The sequence below is a fragment of the Aphanizomenon sp. CS-733/32 genome (assembly GCF_028330045.1).
Taxonomy (GTDB): domain Bacteria; phylum Cyanobacteriota; class Cyanobacteriia; order Cyanobacteriales; family Nostocaceae; genus Dolichospermum; species Dolichospermum gracile.
Genome location: NZ_JAQMSE010000033.1, coordinates 56,771 through 75,711 on the forward strand (window position 1 = coordinate 56,771; position 18,941 = coordinate 75,711).

General features: G+C 36.4%; 16 protein-coding genes and 1 pseudogene. 16 read left to right on the top strand and 1 reads right to left on the bottom strand.

Translation table 11 applies throughout. The annotated features are described in order from the left end of the window. The first annotated feature begins 80 nt into the window (after window positions 1–80). From PN471_RS02720 to PN471_RS02740, 5 genes are all read left to right on the top strand, one after another. Window positions 81–1,340: a mechanosensitive ion channel family protein gene (locus tag PN471_RS02720; RefSeq protein WP_442867124.1), complete on the top strand. Its 1,260-nt coding sequence runs from the start codon at window positions 81–83 to the stop codon at window positions 1,338–1,340. Between the two features lie 177 nt (window positions 1,341–1,517). After that, window positions 1,518–2,456 (top strand): AAA family ATPase, encoded by a 939-nt coding sequence (locus tag PN471_RS02725; RefSeq protein WP_271775561.1) that lies wholly within the window; start codon window positions 1,518–1,520, stop codon window positions 2,454–2,456. A 211-nt stretch (window positions 2,457–2,667) separates the two neighbouring features. Beyond that, the gene (locus tag PN471_RS02730) at window positions 2,668–2,931 is read left to right on the top strand and encodes a hypothetical protein (RefSeq protein ID WP_271775562.1); all 264 of its coding nucleotides are present in this window, start codon (window positions 2,668–2,670) and stop codon (window positions 2,929–2,931) included. 140 nt (window positions 2,932–3,071) lie between these two features. After that, window positions 3,072–4,298, top strand: coding sequence for a three-Cys-motif partner protein TcmP (tcmP, locus tag PN471_RS02735; protein ID WP_271775592.1), 1,227 nt, complete (start codon window positions 3,072–3,074; stop codon window positions 4,296–4,298). A 41-nt stretch (window positions 4,299–4,339) separates the two neighbouring features. After that, window positions 4,340–5,089 carry a DUF5131 family protein gene (locus PN471_RS02740; RefSeq protein ID WP_193891771.1) on the top strand — a complete coding sequence of 250 codons (750 nt, stop codon included), beginning with the start codon at window positions 4,340–4,342 and terminating at the stop codon, window positions 5,087–5,089. 407 nt (window positions 5,090–5,496) lie between these two features. On the opposite strand, the gene PN471_RS02745 is transcribed toward PN471_RS02740, so the two are convergent. Further along, on the bottom strand, window positions 5,497–6,879 hold the full coding sequence (locus PN471_RS02745; protein WP_271775563.1) for a response regulator: 1,383 nt from the start codon (window positions 6,877–6,879) through the stop codon (window positions 5,497–5,499). Window positions 6,880–7,423: 544 nt separating this feature from the next. On the opposite strand from PN471_RS02745, the gene PN471_RS02750 reads away from it, so the two are divergent. The 11 genes and pseudogenes from PN471_RS02750 (at window position 7,424) to rfbC (ending at window position 18,941) form a co-directional block, all read left to right on the top strand. Further along, on the top strand, window positions 7,424–8,098 hold the full coding sequence (locus PN471_RS02750; RefSeq protein ID WP_193891924.1) for a vWA domain-containing protein: 675 nt from the start codon (window positions 7,424–7,426) through the stop codon (window positions 8,096–8,098). A gap of 52 nt (window positions 8,099–8,150) precedes the next feature. Then, window positions 8,151–8,933, top strand: a complete 783-nt coding sequence (locus PN471_RS02755; protein WP_193891764.1) for a PP2C family serine/threonine-protein phosphatase — start codon at window positions 8,151–8,153, stop codon at window positions 8,931–8,933. 102 nt (window positions 8,934–9,035) lie between these two features. Continuing rightward, window positions 9,036–11,228: a tetratricopeptide repeat protein gene (locus PN471_RS02760; RefSeq protein WP_271775564.1), complete on the top strand. Its 2,193-nt coding sequence runs from the start codon at window positions 9,036–9,038 to the stop codon at window positions 11,226–11,228. 608 nt (window positions 11,229–11,836) lie between these two features. After that, window positions 11,837–12,610: a glucose-1-phosphate cytidylyltransferase gene (gene rfbF / locus PN471_RS02765; protein WP_271775565.1), complete on the top strand. Its 774-nt coding sequence runs from the start codon at window positions 11,837–11,839 to the stop codon at window positions 12,608–12,610. 51 nt (window positions 12,611–12,661) lie between these two features. Beyond that, window positions 12,662–13,876 (top strand): L-2-hydroxyglutarate oxidase, encoded by a 1,215-nt coding sequence (lhgO, locus tag PN471_RS02770; protein WP_271775566.1) that lies wholly within the window; start codon window positions 12,662–12,664, stop codon window positions 13,874–13,876. A 120-nt stretch (window positions 13,877–13,996) separates the two neighbouring features. Further along, complete coding sequence (locus tag PN471_RS02775) at window positions 13,997–15,034, top strand: NAD-dependent epimerase/dehydratase family protein (RefSeq protein ID WP_271775567.1); 1,038 nt, start codon at window positions 13,997–13,999, stop codon at window positions 15,032–15,034. A gap of 134 nt (window positions 15,035–15,168) precedes the next feature. After that, the gene (locus PN471_RS02780) at window positions 15,169–16,137 is read left to right on the top strand and encodes a glycosyltransferase family 2 protein (RefSeq protein ID WP_271775568.1); all 969 of its coding nucleotides are present in this window, start codon (window positions 15,169–15,171) and stop codon (window positions 16,135–16,137) included. 58 nt (window positions 16,138–16,195) lie between these two features. Beyond that, complete coding sequence (locus PN471_RS02785; RefSeq protein WP_271775569.1) at window positions 16,196–17,209, top strand: glycosyltransferase family 2 protein; 1,014 nt, start codon at window positions 16,196–16,198, stop codon at window positions 17,207–17,209. Window positions 17,210–17,265: 56 nt separating this feature from the next. Continuing rightward, window positions 17,266–17,382 (top strand): annotated as a pseudogene (locus PN471_RS02790) (phytanoyl-CoA dioxygenase); the annotation flags it as partial. A gap of 30 nt (window positions 17,383–17,412) precedes the next feature. Then, window positions 17,413–18,237: a phytanoyl-CoA dioxygenase gene (locus PN471_RS02795; RefSeq protein WP_271775570.1), complete on the top strand. Its 825-nt coding sequence runs from the start codon at window positions 17,413–17,415 to the stop codon at window positions 18,235–18,237. A 158-nt stretch (window positions 18,238–18,395) separates the two neighbouring features. After that, complete coding sequence (gene rfbC, locus PN471_RS02800) at window positions 18,396–18,941, top strand: dTDP-4-dehydrorhamnose 3,5-epimerase (protein ID WP_271775571.1); 546 nt, start codon at window positions 18,396–18,398, stop codon at window positions 18,939–18,941.

An 18,941-nucleotide genomic window follows, 5' to 3' on the forward strand; every position in this document is an offset into this window, starting at 1 on the left:
ACCTGATCTAACTTTTGGCTTTTTCATCCTTCTCTGGTAAGACTATAGCAACCTTGCGAGTTACCCAAGGAGGTATTTGAGTGCTAGTTCAATTTTTAGCTATTACGGGTTCAATGATCATATCTATTGCACCTATACCTAAAGCTACAGCCCAAACTCCAGAGAATTTACACAAAACTGCATTTATCAAAACAGCATTAACCCAACCAGAAACGCAAACTCAGTTTTTCCAACAAGTTGGTATTGCTACTGCTAGTACCATCACTATGATGATTATGAGTTGGGGAGTCCGTCGTTTCCAAAAACGTTTAAGTGATAATTTACTACCATCCTCTGAGTCTAATTCCCTAGAGGATCAACCCATTACCAAATTAATTAATCAACAACAACAGCAACATCTTCAAGAAGTTAAAACCAGACTATTTCAACTCGCACAAGCTGGAATTTGGGTTAGTGGTAGTTTAATTATTTTAGGACTATTTCCTGCTACCCAAGCCCTACAAATTGGAATTCTCACCATTGCCAAAATTCCCATCAAATTAATTATTGTTGGTGTGGGAACCTATGTCATAGTCCGGTTTACTTATGCGATCATAGATCATTTTACCTCTACCATCATTAGTGGTGGAGCATTACTAACTCCAGAAACTTCCGAACGTCTCCAATTGAGAATATCCACGTTTTCCGGTGTCACTAAAAGTATCACCACCATTATTTGGGTAGGTGCGGGAATTTTAATGTCCTTAATTGCCTTGGGAATAAATATTGTTCCTCTTCTGGCTGGTGCTGGTTTAGTTGGTGTAGCGGTATCTCTGGCTTCTCAAAACTTAATTAAAGATGCAATTAATGGCTTTTTAATTATTTTAGAAGATCAATATGCTTTGGGTGATATGATTACAGTAGGTACTGTGGGCGGTTTAGTCGAAAAATTGAATTTGCGGATGACTCAAGTACGAGATGCAGAAGGACGTTTAATTACAATTCCTAATAGTGAAGTCAAAATAGTTGCCAATCTTTCCAGTCGTTGGTCACGGGCAGATTTAACAATTCCAGTTTCTTATCAAAGTGATATTGATCAGGCTTTAGAATTAATAGAAAATGTCGCTTTAGAGATGAATGAAGATCCCGAATGGCAACATCAAATTTTAGAAAAGCCTAATGTGTTGGGAGTAGAAAATTTTAGCGATCGCGGTTTAATGATTCGTGTATTAATTAAAACCCAACCTCTCAAACAATGGGGCGTAGCGCGAGAATATCGTCGTCGCTTAAAAATTAGCTTAGACGCAGCCGGAATTTACATACCCGTACCCCAACAAGCAAATTGGGTAAATGGATTTTAATTAAGATATTTGGGGCAACCACAGGGGGTTTGTCCCTACTCCTCACAATTACATTTTCCTTATCACTCCATTCAGTAATTGATAATTAAAAAATATATATCATTAGCATTAGAATTAAATTCTTTTATATTTCCGCATTCAAAGCTATCATCAAAAGCACTACCAGAGGTGATATTCATGAGTGAACAGCTTTTAGAAACACAGACAGTTATTGCCATCAACGAAGACAGAGACATTGATTTAGAAGGTGCTTTTCAAGAATCTCAGATTCAAGACATTCTTGATAAATTAGATCAAGAGTTGGTCGGATTAAAATCCGTCAAAAACAAAATCAAAGAAATGGCAGCCTTATTACTAGTTGATCGCATTCGTAAAAGCTTAGGGCTGGATGCAGGTGCACCTAGTCTACACATGACATTCTTAGGCAATCCCGGCATGGGTAAAACCACAGTAGCCATGCGGATGGCAGAAATTCTCTATCGTTTAGAATATATACGTAGAGAAAACGTCATGTTAGTAACTAGAGATGATTTAGTTGGTCAAGGTATTGGTCAAACAGCACCCAAAACCAGAGAAGTTTTAAATAATGCTATGGGTGGTGTCTTATTAGTAGATGAAGCCTACACCTTATATCGTCCCGATCATCCTGGTGATTTTGGCTTAGAAGCCATTGAAATCCTCATGCAAGTCATGGAAAACCAACGAGATGATATAGTAGTCATTCTCGCTGGTTATAAAACGCAAATGGAGCATTTTTTCCATAGTAACCCCGGCATGAATTCCCGCATTGGTTTACACATCGAATTTAATGATTATAGCGTTGACAATTTGATGATTATTGCCCAATCTATCGTCAAATCTCAAAACTATTGTTTTAGTGCAGATGCTGAAAAAGCCTTTCGGGAATATTTAATTAAACGGAAGACAATGGCTCATTTTGCTAATGCCCGTAGTGTCAGAAATGCTATAGATAGAGCAAGATTACGTCAAGCAAATCGGTTATTAAGTAGTGGGAAAAAATTAAATAAACAGGATTTAATTACCATTGAAGCAGTAGATATTTTAGCAAGTCGAGTATTTAGAGAAGGTGTTCCTGATTGTGAAACCGAAAGTTAGATAATTTGGTAATTGGTGATTGGTAATTGGTGATTCTAAAATAATCCAAAATCTAAAATCCAAAATTCATCACCGCCCTGTTTAGAGTATAAACTCGAACAGGGCTAATTTCCTTTGTCCCCTTGGCAATATAGTAAATTTGTACTATACTATTAAAATAGTCTTCAAACCTGGAAAGACTTATGGAATAGGGATTTTAAGGACTACACCTATGATGAAGCATTATATTCTCAATCTTAACCCCACCGCCAAGCATGAATGGGATCGTTGTATTATCCGTGATCCTCTGACGGCAAAACGTCCAGATATAGCTAAAATCATTTCTGAAGCCGTAGGTGCAGATACAGGTAGTTATTTAGTCAGTGTAAATATTGAAGTCACGGTATTACAGGAAGCACCAGCACCATTACCCGAACAGCTTTCCCTACCGTTTCCAGAAACGAATACAGCATCAATGCTAAGAGAAGCAGCTTAAAGGCTTAATAATAAATCAACAAGGTTATCAGCTTATGTAATTAGTTGATAACCTTGTTGATTTGCAAGTTTACCTCACCAATTAATTATTAATAAATAAACTAGATTTCAGGATAAGTAGAATATTTCAATCGGAAAAGAATATGGACGGCTGCCAAACATCGGATCATGTTAAGGTATATACAAGCCTTCTGTTATAACTTAGGTGGTAGCAAACCCTTTCAATCACAGTATCTTAACTATGTTGATGGTTTTGCAGGAAAAGGTAAATATGATAGAGGAATTGGCATTGAGGACTTTATAGATAAATCAGATTTTTGGAACAGATATAAACCGAATTTTTTAGATACTGATGGTTCACCTTTGATAGCTCTTAAATTAGCCAAAATATTTGAACTTGAAGATCGTGTTACATTAAGATGCTTTTTTACAGAGAAAAACAAAAAAAGAAACCAAGAACTCAATATTAACTGTAATTTAATAGGGGAAGGATTATCTTACAAAATTTATAAACCTCAGAAATTTGATAAAGTGTTACCTCAAATCATGAGTGAATTAGACAACTATCCAACATTATTTTTTTTAGATACTTTTGGTGTTCAAGGAGTAACTTTTGAAGAAATATGTTCTATAGCTGATTATGTTAGTAAATATAAAGGGGAATTATTCATCCTATTCCATAATATCGCAGTTGCTCGCAGTGGCGGCAGATATAAAACAAGTTATAAAGATTGCAAGGAAGAGAAAATTATGGAAACATATACACAGCATCTAACTAAACTTTTAGGTAATAACTCAGATATAGAATGGAAACAAAAATGGCTTGAATACCAACAAGAAGAGCAAAAAGAGCAAAAATTTGAAAGATGGGTGCTTGAATACTTCAAAGATAGACTGCGAAAAAATAGTAATTTTAATGGAGTAGCTAGTTTTGAAATTAAAGAAGAGTATAATGATACTCGACCACAGTATCATATTGTAGTTGGCAGTAACCATCCTCAAAAAGCTTTAGGTGTCTTTTTAAATGATTTTGTGTATCAGGAAAATAAATTACTCTTCCATCAAGATGATAAAACTGGTCAATATCATAAATTTATGGACGATGAATGGGAACGTCAAAATAATGAACGTATTTCCACAATTAAACCTCAAATAATTGATATTTTACACATAAAAAATCAAGATTGGATGACTTTAGATAATGCTATAACTATGATTATTCTTGAAATTGGCAACCTTGGTTACTTAAATAGGACTAAATATAGAGAAATATTTCTAAAGTTGTATGAAGAAAAAATCATAGAAGCTAGAGAATTAGGTGCAAGAGGTAAATTAACTTTGGAAAATTGCATCAGAGTAGTAAAATAATACTAATATACCAATCCTAAATTTTTATTGAGTATAATTATATGTCGGTATCTTCAACAATAGAATGGACTGAAGCCACATGGAATCCTACCACGGGCTGTCATAAAATTAGCCCTGGTTGTCAGAACTGTTATGCAGCACGTTTTGCAGAACGGTGGCGTGGTATTCCTGGTCATCCTTATGAACAAGGTTTTGATGTAAAATCTTGGCATGAAAGAATAACAATGCCTCTTTCATGGAAAAAACCTCGCATAATATTTGTTAATTCCATGAGTGATTTATTCCTTGATGAAATTACAGAAGAATTTATCATCAAGGTTTTTAATGTTATGGAAGAAGCGCATTGGCATCAATTTCAATTGTTAACTAAGCGTCCAGAAAGGATGTTAGAAATATCTAAACTTCTCAAGAAATGGCCTTCTAATGTTTGGGCTGGAGTCAGTGTAGAATCACAGGCTTGGACATGGAGAAGCGATATTTTAAAAGAAATTCCTGCAAAAATTAGATTTTTATCTTGTGAGCCACTTTTAGGTTCTTTAAAACTTTCTTTGGATAATTTACATTGGGTGATTGTTGGTGGAGAATCTGGTATAGGCGCTCGTCCTATGAAGATTGAATGGGTACGGGATATTAGAGAACAATGTATTGAAGCTAAAGTGCCATTTTTCTTTAAACAATGGGGAGGAGTTCAAAAGAAAAAATTTGGTAGAGAACTGGACGGAAGAACATGGGATGAATTTCCAAAATCAGTAGATAGTAAAAATAAAGTTTCAGCATTGGCTATTAAATAAGAATTATCTAAAAATATGAGTAACCAAATCACAATTATTCTACCAGGTTAGCGATAGTATTAACTATTTCTGTTTCTTTAATACAATAATTTATTTATTGTTTTTGCTAATTCTTGATGGTTATTTGGTGTGAATAAAAAACCATTAATACCATATTCTACCACTTCCTCTAAGAGACTTCCAATTAAAAAAATATCCCAAAATTTCTTGTGGTGCGGGCATCTTGCCCGCTAATAATACAAGGACGGGCAAGATGCCCATCCCACAAGATTAGATCATCTTTTTTGTGGAGTTCTCTAACATACATCTAATATACAAGGTTTGGTTGACGCAAAAACACCCAACACTTGCAAAAGTATATTGCTAATGGCTGACTGGGCGCAAGCCCTGCGCCCCTACGTGATGAATTATGCCAAGTGCATAAAGATCATTTTCAGCAACTCAGCGCGGGTAAAAGGCTTGGTTAAGTATCCAGACGCACCGACGAATCTCGCTTTTACCTTATCTATAATTCCCTTATTGCTAGTCACAAAAATAATGGGAGTATTTTTAAACATGGAATTATTGCGAATAATGCGACATAGTTCATAACCGTCAATTCCTGCCATATTCAAATCCAGTAAAATCAAATCCGGTTTATGTCTAATAATTGACATAACCGCTTTTACGGGTTCATTAATAGTCACCAAAGTAAAATTCTCATCTTCCAAATAACGACTGATTTCTTTGAGAATTGTCGGACTATCATCTACAGAAATAATTTTGTAAGTCTTTTGAGTAATTCTCGTATTGGTTTTGACTTTTTGTGAATCAGCTTCTATGTTACTATTAACAGCTTCAGGTGAAAAATCCTCTGGAGGTAAATCAGCAACATCTGGTACTAGCTGTTGAACCGCTAGATGATTCTGCGAAATAATGGGAGTTTCTGGAGAAGAATCTTGACTGGGTGCTACATCCCCAACAAATAATTTACCCCTAATTAACTCTGTACTATCTTCAGAAAATAGTAATGAACTTCCACAAGTTTTTGGTAACTTATCAAATGGAGGATCTGGTTCATGTAATACTATCGAACCCTTCACAATATAGGGATATAAACTTAAAGCTAGTTGCAACTCATCTTGATTGATAATAATCGCTAGATGACGCAAGCTAAAACCCTTCATCCAATTGGTAATATTTTCCTGGAGTGGTGGTAATCTTTTATCCTGAAACTTGCTACTAACTAACAAATATGGACGCTGATAGGGAGAAGATATGTATCTACCAAGATACCGCCAATTTTGTAACTGATTTTGGCATTTTTCGATGATATCATTAACATCTAATTGACAAATTCTGGTAAAATTTTCCAGTGGTTGTGTTAGTTCAAAATCGCCTGTTTTAACGAGGAGAAATGATTCAATTACTTCTTTAACTAATTCCTGAATCAGTAATTTTGCGTGATAAGGAAGGAGATGTTGTTCATTAACCAGCCAATTAATCGCTTCATATTCGGGAATTTGATCGGGTAAATGATGATTATCTTCCGATTCAAACACCAAGCGCATTTGTACACGCACTTCATTATCAACTAAAGGAATTTGTGGATGGAGACGACGCATTTGTCGTTCTAATCTATCAAAGGGTTCTACTGAATGAGTCGCATAGATAATTTTTCCTTTTTCTATATATACCAACCACAATACAGAATTACTATGTGCTTGCAACCGGGTAGTTTCATAACAATTGCTTAATTGTCTTAATAAACCTTGGGGTGATAATTTGGTAAATGTGCCAGTATTTCTCATATTTTTACAATTTTTTGGGCGGATATATCAACATAGTCTGGGAAAAGATTAAATATCAGGCTGCAATATGATATCACCTGGAAATATGGTCATGATCACAAGTTGTTAAATTATGAATATCAATGAAAAACATTTTTTAAGAATTCTCCTCCTCCGTTGAATGTAACAGTTTTTGTCGTTTTTTATTTTGATTTCTTATCATTGGTCTGGATAAAAATCTCGGTTTTGTCATATTTTGTCACTATTTCATCTTGATCAACTATATAGTGATACCATTGAGTATGCTGAGACTTTTTTGGTAATTTAAATTCATCAATCTTCCGCCGGATCTGCTTACTTTTCCTGGATTGAACAGTAATGAATTAATTTACCCAAGGACAGACTTAAATCCCACATAGAATCTTTAAAAATTTATGGAGGTAAATGTATATATTGATTATTACAGCAGATTGCAACTCAACAAACTGGAGAATCTGCACCAGAAACTATATACTTTGAGTAAAAGGAAAATAAGACTTTGGACTATAACATAACACAAAAAGTTATGATTGATACATTTAATCTTGACGAAGTTGTAGAATTTGCAGAAAACCCCGAACCCCGTTGTCCATGCGTGTTATTGCTAGATACTTCTGGTTCGATGGAGGGAGAACGAATCGAAGCCTTAAATCAAGGTTTGTTGAGTTTAAAGGATGAACTGGTGAAAAATTCCTTAGCATCCAGAAGGGTAGAAGTGGCAATTATTACGTTTGATAGTAATGTTAATGTTGTTCAGGACTTTGTAACTGCTGATCAATTTAACCCGCCGATTCTCACAGCCCAGGGGTTAACAATTATGGGTTCGGCTATTCATAAAGCCTTGGATCTTATTCAAGAGCGCAAATCCCAATATCGGACGAATGGTATTGCTTATTATCGTCCTTGGGTGTTTATGATTACTGATGGTGAACCCCAGGGTGAACTAGATCATGTTGTTGAACAAGCGGCCCAAAGACTGCAAGGGGATGAGTCTAATAAGCGGGTGGCGTTTTTTACGGTGGGTGTAGAGAATGCGAATATGAGCCGATTAAGTCAAATCGCTGTACGAAGTCCCCTGAAATTAAAGGGATTAAATTTCATTGAGATGTTTGTTTGGCTGTCTGCTAGTATGTCGGCGGTGTCTCATTCTCAGGTAGATGAACAGGTAGCACTACCACCAATTGGCTGGGGATCTGTTTAATGAAAATTGCAGCTTGTTGTTTAAACTGAACTAGCTGTGGAAAACAAATTATATGAATACATCAAAACAGATTTCTCAATGGCGGATAGTGGCTGCTTCTGTATGTGGGACTAGTCACACAAAAAACCAGCAACTTTGTCAGGATGCTCACCATTGGCAGCTATTGGCTAATAATGTGTTGGTGATAGCAGCGGCAGATGGTGCGGGTTCTGCTAAACTAGGGAAAGTGGGATCAATGATTGCGGTAGAAACGGCCATAGATCATCTTTCTCGCCAAGAGATGACGAGTGATTCTCTGGCTAATGATGATGTTTTGCGTTATCTGCTCACTGATGCTATGTTGGTAGCCCGCACGTCTATAGAAACAGAGGCGGATGTTTGTAATCATCAACTTCATGATTTGGCAACTACATTGATTCTGATGATTGCTACACCAGAAGTTGTGGCTGTGGGGCAGGTTGGTGATGGCTTGGCTGTGGCTAAAAATGGTATGGGTAATTTGATAGCGTTAACCATTCCTAGCAATGGCGAATATATCAATCAAACAACTTTTCTCACGTCTCTTGATGGTTTGGAGACAGCACAATTTAAAATATGCCGGGATGAGATTGTTAATGTGGGTGTTCTGACTGATGGTTTACAAATGTTAGCTTTGAATATGATTGTTGGTGAACCTCACAAACCTTTCTTTTTTCCTTTATTTGAGTTTGTAGCAAATGCTGAAGATAGAGTATTAGCAAAAGAACATTTAATGCGGTTTTTAAGTTCTGATAAGATTACTCAGCGGACTGATGATGATTTAACTTTAATTTTGGCTGCATTTATTAACTCATAATTTATAGTCATTAGGGATTAAAGATAGTATGGCTAATACCATACTCTTGGATGTCTGAACTTTTGACGGATTCCAATCACCTCATATAACCTTTATTCTGCCATGCAGGTACTACGTCATCTTCCTAACCCGGAAATTCTCAACCTCTCTGTCAGCGTGGGACATGGTGGTGAGGCTTGTATCTATGCAGTTCCATCGGATGAGAATTTGGTAGCGAAAGTATATCATAAACCAACTGTCTCTTATGCCCAAAAACTGCGGGCGATGCTGGCTAATCCTCCTGTGAATCCGACGGATAATTTAGGGCATATTTCTATTGCTTGGCCACAGGAATTATTGCAAGCGGCGGATGGTAGCGGTAAGGTCGTTGGCTTTGTGATGCCCAGGATTCGGGGAATGCGACCGATTATGGATTTTTATAATCCGGGGATTCGCCGACAACATTGCCCTTTGTTTAATTATCAATATTTATTGCGAACTGCCCGAAATCTGGCTGCGGCTTTTGTGGCTTTACACGCCAGCCGATACTGTGTTGGTGATGTGAATGAGTCAAATATTTTGGTGAGTGATACGGCCTTGGTGACGTTGGTGGATACGGATTCGTTTCAAGTGACGGAACCGTTGCAGAATGTTGTTTATCGTTGTTCTGTGGGTAAGCCTGAATATACGCCTCCAGAATTACAGAATAAAACTTTTGCGGATTATGATCGGGAAATTTATCATGATTTGTTTGGGTTGGCTGTGCTGATTTTCCAGTTGTTAATGGAAGGAACTCACCCATTTTCCGGGATATTTCAAGGGGCGATCGATCCTCCCACCTACCAAGGGAGGATTCTGGCTGGACATTTTACCTATAGTCAAAAGAAACAAGTTCCTTATCTACCAACGCCTATTTCTCCTAGCTGGGATCTGCTTCATCCTAGGTTGCAGGATTTATTTGTGTGTTGTTTTGAGGATGGTCATGAGCGACCTTGGTTACGCCCTAATGCTCAAACTTGGTTGTCGGCTTTAACGGCGGTGGAGGAGAGTTTGATGATTTGTCGGGTGAATCCTCAGCACCTTTATCATAATCATTTGGAGAAGTGTCCTTGGTGTGAACGGACTAAACGATTGGGTGGGAGAGATCCATTTCCGTCATTGGTGGCGATCGCTTCTAAACAACATCTACAACCACGCCAAAAACCGTCTAAACGTCGCCATATTCCCACTCCTCGCATTACTCAGCCATTAAGACCAAATTATCAGGTGTATCATTGGCAACCTATAGCCAACCAGCAGATTTATCATCCTCCCGCTGGTCAAAAATTAAATCGGAAGGTATATGGTGTGATTCTCGGGGTGATGGGATTGGGTCTTTTGGGCTATTTGGATGTAATGATTAAATTTACCCGTCCTTTTGTTTCTCAAAATCCCTACACTCAACAAAGTTTGATGTCTCGTACACCTAGTCAAACTGCTAATCTGCCAAGTCTTTCTTTTGCGGATTACTACCAGCGCGGTGATACTGCTTATCATCAACAAGATTATCAACAAGCAGTTGTCAACTTTACCGAAGCTACTAAAAAGAATCCCCAATCTGCCAAGGGGTATATAAAATTGGGTAATGCTCAATATAATTTAAATAATTATGAAGCGGCATTAGCTAATTATAACCAAGCTTTGAAGTTGAATCCTCAAGAGGTTAAAGCCTATATAAATCGCGGTAATGCTTACTATATGCTGGCTGATTATAGTAGCGATCCTGATAGAGAATACAAACAAGCGATCGCTGATTTTAATGCTGCCATCAATATAGATAAAACTGATGCGGAAGCCTATATTAGAAGGGGTATTGTCAGGTTTGAAATTACTAAATACATCAATAATTCTTTTCCAGAATACCAAAGGTCAATTGCTGATTTTACTCAAGCCATTAAACTCAATTCAGCTAAAGTAGATGCTTATTTTCAACGAGGTTTAGTTCGTTATCAAATAGCTCAATATAGCACCAATTATGCAGCAGAATATAAACAAGCGATCGCTGATTTTACTGAAGCATTACAACTTAATCCCCGATTGGCTAAAGGTTATCTAAAACGTGGGATGGCTTACTATGAACTAGCACAATACGGAGAAGGTATAGCTGACAAAAATCATGTTCAAGCAGTTGCGGATTTAGAAACAGCCGCTAAAGTTTCTTTCGAGCAAAATGATATGGATAATTATCAACAGTCTTTGAGTAGTATTTGTATCGTTGTTGCTAATAAATGTGACGGTTTATTATCTAACGCAATTCTCACTGGACAAAGTAATTGATTTAGGAGTTCAGGAGTTCAGGAGTCAGGAGTCAGGATGAATAAGAAGGAAGAGGAAGGAAGGAATAAGAAAGAAGGAGTTAAAATCATCTAAGGTGTGAATAATCTGTAAAAAGTAATAGTTAAAATTCACTCCTGACTTCATTAAGAAATTAGGAGTTTTGTTTTTGTGATTAAAATTACCATAGCAGAATGTGGCTTGAATGAGACACAAAATTCACGAAAAAAGACAAACACAAAAAGACTTTTATTCCTTCTTTTTCTCCTAAACTCCTACTATAAATATTTTACAGATAAAATATCTTAATTTACTTGTTCTTTATGATTTTCTAGAAAATAACAGTTAAATTATGTTTATCTACCTAATAAAGAGAAAGAAAAAATGATTTAATTTCTTTACCATGATTGTGCATTCTCTTCATTTCCATTACGTGAGTTCGACATAACGATAATTTGTGGAAAACTTACCCCACGTAGGAGTCTCAATCCCTTATTCTCTCGTTGAAAAAACCATAACTCCGTTCGCGTAGCGTCTCCGAAGGAGAAACTCCTAACTCACGTTCCATTAGTTGAAATTATCATCCACCTGCAAATTTTTGAGGTAACTACATGAAAGCAGTAATTTTAGCGGGAGGTCTGGGTACAAGGTTAAGTGAAGAAACCAGTATCAGACCCAAACCAATGGTTGAAGTTGGTGGTAAGCCAATTCTCTGGCACATAATGAAAACTTACTCTGCTCATGGTATTAATGATTTCATTATTTGTTGCGGTTACAAAGGGTACATCATTAAAGAATACTTTGCCAACTATTTTTTACATATGTCAGATGTGACATTTGATATGCGATTTAATCAAATGAATGTCCATTCTGGATATGCTGAACCCTGGCGCGTCACCTTAGTAAATACAGGTGATAATACAATGACAGGTGGACGTTTAAAGCAAGTTCGTGAACATATTGGAAATGAAACCTTTTGTTTTACCTATGGTGATGGTGTAAGTAATATTAATATCACAGAATTAATTAAATTCCATCGAGAACAAAAGACATTAGCAACACTCAGTGCAGTGCAACCAGCAGGAAGATTTGGAGCAATTTCTCTAGGACAAGAACAAACTAAAATCACCAGTTTTAAAGAAAAACCTGAAGGTGATGGTGCTTGGATTAATGGTGGCTATTTTGTTTTAGAACCACAGGTAATTGATTTTATTGCTGATAGTTCAACTGTGTGGGAGAAAGAACCATTAGAAAAGTTAGCTGATTTAGAACAATTATCGGCTTACAAACATGATGGTTTCTGGCAGCCAATGGACACATTAAGAGATAAAAACTATCTTGAAGACCTTTGGAAAAGTGGTAAAGCTCCTTGGCAAGTTTGGTAATAGCAATTTTAGGTTTGAGATTTGAGATATTGGATTAGGGAAAGATTACTAATGTACGATTTTGCAATTATTGGTGGGGGAATAGTTGGACTTTCCACTGCAATGGCTTTAGGAGAGCGTTATCCCCATGCCAAAATATTAGTGTTAGAAAAAGAGAGCCAATGGGCATTTCATCAAACTGGTAATAATAGCGGTGTAATTCATTCGGGAATTTACTATAAACCGGGAAGTTTTAAGGCTAAATTTTCCCGTGATGGTAGTCGTTCAATGGTAGAATTTTGCCAGAAGCATGATATTGATCATGAAGTTTGTGGTAAAGTAATTGTTGCCAGTAATCAACAAGAATTACCTCGCTTAGAAAATCTCTACACACGCGGGTTAGAAAACGGTCTTCCTGTTAAAAGAATTAGTCCTGAAGAAGTTAAAGAAATTGAACCTCATGTGAGTTGTGTGGGTGGAATTCGGGTATTTAGTACAGGGATTGTTAATTACAAACAAGTTTGTTTAAAATATGCGGAATTAATTCGCAATCAAGGGGGAGATTTACGTCTTAACACACAAGTTTTGAAAATTGTCCGCAGTGGCAAAAATCAGGTATTAGAAACTAACAATGGCAGGTTTGAAACTCGATTTGTGATCAATTGTGCCGGATTGCATAGCGATCGCATTGCCAAATTAGGTAAAGCTAATCCTGAAGCTAAAATCGTTCCCTTTCGCGGTGAATATTACGAACTTACCCCCGAAAAACGCTATTTGGTGAAAACTCTCATTTACCCAGTTCCTAACCCAGATTTCCCCTTTCTGGGCGTGCATTTCACCCGGATGATTGATAACACTGTTCACGCGGGTCCCAATGCAGTTCTCAGTCTCAAACGTGAAGGTTACAAAAAGACCGACTTTGACTTTAGGGATTTTGCCGAAGTTATCACCTATCCAGGTTTCTGGAAATTAGCAGCAAAACACGCTGACGAAGGGATTCAAGAAATTATTCGTTCCTTCAGTAAAGCCGCTTTTGTCAAAAGTTTGCAAAAACTCATCCCCGAAGTTCAAGCAAAAGATGTAATTCCCACCCATGCAGGAGTTCGCGCTCAAGCATTAATGAATAATGGTTCTCTGGTAGATGACTTTTTAATCATTAATGGTGAGAATTCTATTCATGTTTGCAATGCACCTTCACCTGCTGCAACTTCTTCCTTAGAAATTGGTAAAGCCATAGTTAAGCAAATACCAGAACCCACTCATTTGCACAGTTTAGTATCTTCGTAGAATGAACTGAATTTTTTCACCTCTCGCAGAGGCGCAGAGAGTAAAAGTAAAAGAAGAGAATTTTATGTGTGAACTCTTCAAAAAGCCACTTAATTTACCACGTCAAAAGTTTTAACAATCATGAAAATTTTAGTAACTGGGACAGAAGGTTATCTTGGTTCTTTATTGCCTTCTTTATTAATGCAAAAAGGACATGAAGTTCTAGGAGTTGATACTGGATTTTATAAAGTTGGTTGGCTATATAATGGAACTAATGTCACAGCTAAAACCCTAAATAAAGATATTCGTGATATCAATCCTGAAGATTTAAAAGGGGTAGATGCTATTGTTCACATGGCAGAATTATCCAACGATCCTACTGGACAATTATCCCCCACAATTACTTATGATATTAATCATTTGGGTTCAGTTCGCCTAGCTAATTTGGCAAAATCAGTAGGTGTCCGCCGTTTTGTTTATATGTCCTCCTGTAGTGTTTATGGTGTAGCTAGTGAAGGTGACATTACAGAATCATCTCCAGTTAATCCACAAACAGCTTACGCTGAATGTAAAACATTAGTAGAAAGAGATGTTCAACCATTAGCTGATGATGATTTCTCCCCTACTTTCATGCGGAATGCGACTGCTTTTGGTGCTTCCCCCAGAATGCGATTTGATATTGTTTTAAACAACTTAGCAGGGTTAGCTTGGACTACAAAAGAAATTAAAATGACCAGTGATGGTACGCCTTGGCGGCCATTAGTTCACGCTTTAGATATTTGCAAAGCCATTGTTTGTGCCTTGGAAGCACCCAGAGATATTATTCACAATCAAATTTTTAACGTTGGTGATACAGACAATAACTATCGAGTTAAAGAAATAGCAGAAATTGTTGCCGATGTTTTTCCTGGTTGTCAATTATCTTTTGGTACTAATGGTTCAGACAATCGCAGTTATCGAGTATCTTTTGAAAAAATTAATACAATTTTGCCTGGATTCAAGTGTGATTGGAATGCTCAAATGGGTGCTAGTCAATTATTTAGTTTGTTCAAGCAAATTGATATGAATGAAGATACTTTCTTATCTAGAGGATTCACCCGCCTGAAACAATTAGAATATCTAATTCGCACCGAACAAATTGACAAAGATTTCTTCTGGAACAAACAGGAAAATTATTAATTTATTCCTGAAAATTCCGAAAATATTGTAGGTTGGGTGGCGCAACAGCAAAACCCAACATGGTTAATGATTTTGTTGGGTTTTCTAGGGTTAACCCAACCTACATTTCTTTTTCATTTCCAGATTATCGTATTATGCAAAAATTACTTACTATTGCTATTCCTACATACAATCGTGCTGTATTGCTAGATAAACAACTAGCTTGGTTAGCCGCAGCCATCAAAGGTTTTGAATCAGAATGTGAAATTATTATTTCCGATAATTGCTCAACAGATAATACACCAGGAGTTGTCAAGAAATGGCAATCTGCTTTTAGTAATACTGTATTTCTAGCCAATAGAAATCGGGAAAATATAGGGTTAATGCCAAATATTGCCTTTTGTCTTCAATCTGCTGGTGGTAAATATGTTTGGACGGTGGGTGATGACGATCCAATTCAGGAAAGAACGCTAGGTTATGTGATCAATAAAATCAAAGAAAATTCCAGTTTATCACTGATGTTTCTTAACTGTTGTGGACGAGATAAGAACACAAATAAAGTTTTGGTAGAACACTGGTTTCCTAGTGATAATGATGAAATTATTGTTGATAGTAAACCCGTATTTCAAAGGTATTTACAAGGCAGTTTTGGTGGCGTACTATTCATGACAGCTACCATTTATAATACCGAACTTGTGCAACAAGCTTTGCAAACCTGGAATACTTCTTGTAAAAATTTAGCATCCCAAGCATATTGGACCGGATTTTGTGCGGCTCATGGAAATATTATTGTTACTCAAGATAATTATTTGGAATGTACAATGCACGCTAGTTCTTTAGAGGAAAATCCTCGCTGGTCATTAATGATGCGATATGTCTACATTCCAGAGATTTATCTGAAATTGCTAAGTTTAGGATATTCTGCTAAATTTTGTCAACGCATGATTCTAGAAAATGTTTTCAAATTAAGTGATTGGAAAATATTATTTGGTGCTTTAAGAAGATGGCCAGTTCTAGCCACAAATATTATAATGACCTACTTGCAATTGCTAGGCAAATTTATCTATCAATTGAATTTCAATCAGAAAGAATCAGCAATAGATATTTCACATCTCAGTAATTAAATCAAAGATAAAATCCTCCTCTATCTACCTTATAAAATATTTTTCTGTATCAAAAACCATGAGCAAACTACTAACTATTGCTATTCCTACTTACAATCGAGCCGAGTTACTAGATAAACAATTAACTTGGTTGTCCCAAGCTATTCAAGGATTTGAATCAGAGTGTGAAATTTTAGTTTCTGATAACTGTTCTACGGATCATACCCAATTTATCATTAGTAAATGGCAAAATATTCTCAAAAATATCACATTCAAATCCCATAAAAATCCTGAAAATATAGGCGTAATGCGAAATATTTTTCATTGCCTAAGTTCTGCTACAACCAAGTATGTTTGGACAATTGGTGATGATGATCCAATTCAGGAAAGAGCAGTTGCCTATGTGATAGACAAAATTAAAAACATTGATGACTTATCATTATTGTTTCTGAATTTTTCTGGTCGAAATAAAATTACTGGTGAACCAATACATCCACCAAAAATAGTTGGTAATCGCTGGTTTGATGCAGATACAGAAGATGGTAAAGGTGATGGTAAAGCTATATTTGAACATTGTTTTCGGAAAAGTGTAGGAGCAGTAATTTTTCTAACGGCTACAGTATATCGTGCTGATTTAATTAAACGCGCTCTCCAAATTTGGCCAACTGCTAGTAATAATTGGATATCTTTAGCATATTTAGCCGGTTATTGTGCTGCTAATGGCAAAGTAATTGTCACGAAAGATATCTATTTAGAATGTATTGTTGGTGTTAGTTATTGGCAAAAAGAACCTAAGTCGGCACTTTTAATGCAATACCAACATATTCCTGAAGTGATTTTAAAACTTGAGCAAGTTGGTTATTCTAAAGCATATTGTTGTCGGATGCTTTTACAAAACTACCATGAGGTAGATTTGAAAGTTTTTTTAGGAGCGATGAGAAGATGGCCTGTTTCAGCTATTAAGACAGTAATTCCTTTTTTAGGTTTAGCTAGTGTAGCAGCATTGGAATTAATACCCATGAGAGAATTGAGAGTAGCGGAAACAGAAATGGAGAGAACAACGACCTCAGAAGTCAGAAACTATAAGGTATAAATCAGCAATTGTTTGGAAAAAATAACTTTTGATTGGGAGGTATTTGGATTGTGATAGAAGAAAGATCAACACTATTTTTCATTTACATAGCTAATCCTCCAAAACGACCGGGACTTTGTACTCAATATTGGGATGATACTTTTCCCAAACCGGAGTCATTGGTGAGAAGTTAATTAGGTTCAATGAGTAGGGAAATTTCTGTCATGCTTAACAAAATTTCGACTTTAAGTTCCGAATTAAATTATCGAGTATCACTTTGGCATCATGCTAAAAATTTACCTCCTATTAGTGCCAAAGATCAATTGATTGTTGATACTCTCAAAAAATCCGGTGTTTACATCACGTCTTTGGAAGATTTAGGTTTTTCATCTACGGCTACAATGTTAGCAACTGCTAATAGTTGTACTGATAGGATGATAAATCCTAGAGATGTTCATGCAGGATACAAATTACCACAAATTTATACGGTTACAGATTTACCAGAATTTTTTCATTGGGGAAGTGAATCACGACTACAAAATATCATTGAGCATTATATAGGTTTACCTATTGCTTTTCATGGTGTTCATGTGCGGAAAGACTTTCCTAATGAAAAACAATCGGAAACTTTACTCTGGCATAAAGATTCTGAAGATAGACGCATGATTAAAGTCATTATCTATCTAAATGATGTGACTGAAGAACATGGACCATTTGAATATATTCCCCTACCGGCTAATGCTTTAGATCAGGTTAAAAATTATCAAGTGGATTATGAATTATGGCGAGTTAATTATTTGGGAATTAACGATGATAAAATGATGAAAGTTATTCCTAAATCAGCTTGGAAATCATGTCCTGGTAAAGCTGGAACTGTGATTTTTGCAGATGTGAGAAATATTTTACATCATGGGACTGTGAGAACCCAAGAACGATCAACTATATTTTTCACATACACGGCTAAATCTCCTAAACGACCTGAACTTTGTACACAATATCATGATGATACCTTTCCCAAAATAAATCCCCAATTAGGATTAAAGGTATAATACAAGGAGTCAGGAGTCAGGAGTCAGGAGTCAGGAGTCAGAATAATTGTTTAGGACTTATGCAATTACCATATTGGTAAGGTGCGTCAGATATCAACAATCTCTTTTCTAAAATCAAAAACCGTTCTATTATCTTCAAAAAAACTTCCTAAACAACCATGATTTTTACCTCTACTAAACTCGCTGGTGCTTTCATTATTGACTTAGAAGAAAAGCCTGATTCTCGTGGTTTTTTTGCTCGGACTTTTTGCGCTGATGAATTTATTGCTCATGGTTTAAAACCAACAGTTGCCCAATGTAACCTTTCTTTTAATCATAAAAAAGGCACATTAAGAGGAATGCACTATCAAACTCTCCCCGCAGCGGAAACAAAATTAATTCGCTGTACTCAAGGAGCTATTTATGATGTGATTGTGGATATGCGTCCTGAATCTCCCACTTATCTAGCGCATATTGGTGTAGAACTGAGTGCAGAAAATCGTCGCGCTCTTTATGTTCCAGAAATGTTTGCTCATGGTTATCAAGCTTTAACAGATGGCGCAGAAGTTATTTATCAAGTGGGTGAATTTTACACTCCTGGATATGAACGGGGTTTGCGTTATGATGATCCAATTTTAGAAATTTCCTGGCCACTGAGTGCAACAGAAATGTCTGATAAAGATCGCAATTGGCCTTTACTAGAATCTATTTTGATAGGAGTTTAA

Excerpts from the sequence above, each read along its gene's own strand:
- PN471_RS02755 (WP_193891764.1), top strand. The coding sequence starts at position 8,151 with ATGAATACATCAAAACAGATTTCTCAATGGCGGATAGTGGCTGCTTCT.
- PN471_RS02725 (WP_271775561.1), top strand. The coding sequence starts at position 1,518 with ATGAGTGAACAGCTTTTAGAAACACAGACAGTTATTGCCATCAACGAA.
- rfbC (WP_271775571.1), top strand. The coding sequence starts at position 18,396 with ATGATTTTTACCTCTACTAAACTCGCTGGTGCTTTCATTATTGACTTA.
- PN471_RS02745 (WP_271775563.1), bottom strand. The coding sequence starts at position 6,879 with ATGAGAAATACTGGCACATTTACCAAATTATCACCCCAAGGTTTATTA.
- PN471_RS02775 (WP_271775567.1), top strand. The coding sequence starts at position 13,997 with ATGAAAATTTTAGTAACTGGGACAGAAGGTTATCTTGGTTCTTTATTG.
- PN471_RS02780 (WP_271775568.1), top strand. The coding sequence starts at position 15,169 with ATGCAAAAATTACTTACTATTGCTATTCCTACATACAATCGTGCTGTA.
- PN471_RS02760 (WP_271775564.1), top strand. The coding sequence starts at position 9,036 with ATGCAGGTACTACGTCATCTTCCTAACCCGGAAATTCTCAACCTCTCT.
- lhgO (WP_271775566.1), top strand. The coding sequence starts at position 12,662 with ATGTACGATTTTGCAATTATTGGTGGGGGAATAGTTGGACTTTCCACT.
- rfbF (WP_271775565.1), top strand. The coding sequence starts at position 11,837 with ATGAAAGCAGTAATTTTAGCGGGAGGTCTGGGTACAAGGTTAAGTGAA.
- PN471_RS02730 (WP_271775562.1), top strand. The coding sequence starts at position 2,668 with ATGATGAAGCATTATATTCTCAATCTTAACCCCACCGCCAAGCATGAA.
- PN471_RS02785 (WP_271775569.1), top strand. The coding sequence starts at position 16,196 with ATGAGCAAACTACTAACTATTGCTATTCCTACTTACAATCGAGCCGAG.
- PN471_RS02750 (WP_193891924.1), top strand. The coding sequence starts at position 7,424 with ATGATTGATACATTTAATCTTGACGAAGTTGTAGAATTTGCAGAAAAC.
- PN471_RS02740 (WP_193891771.1), top strand. The coding sequence starts at position 4,340 with ATGTCGGTATCTTCAACAATAGAATGGACTGAAGCCACATGGAATCCT.
- PN471_RS02795 (WP_271775570.1), top strand. The coding sequence starts at position 17,413 with ATGCTTAACAAAATTTCGACTTTAAGTTCCGAATTAAATTATCGAGTA.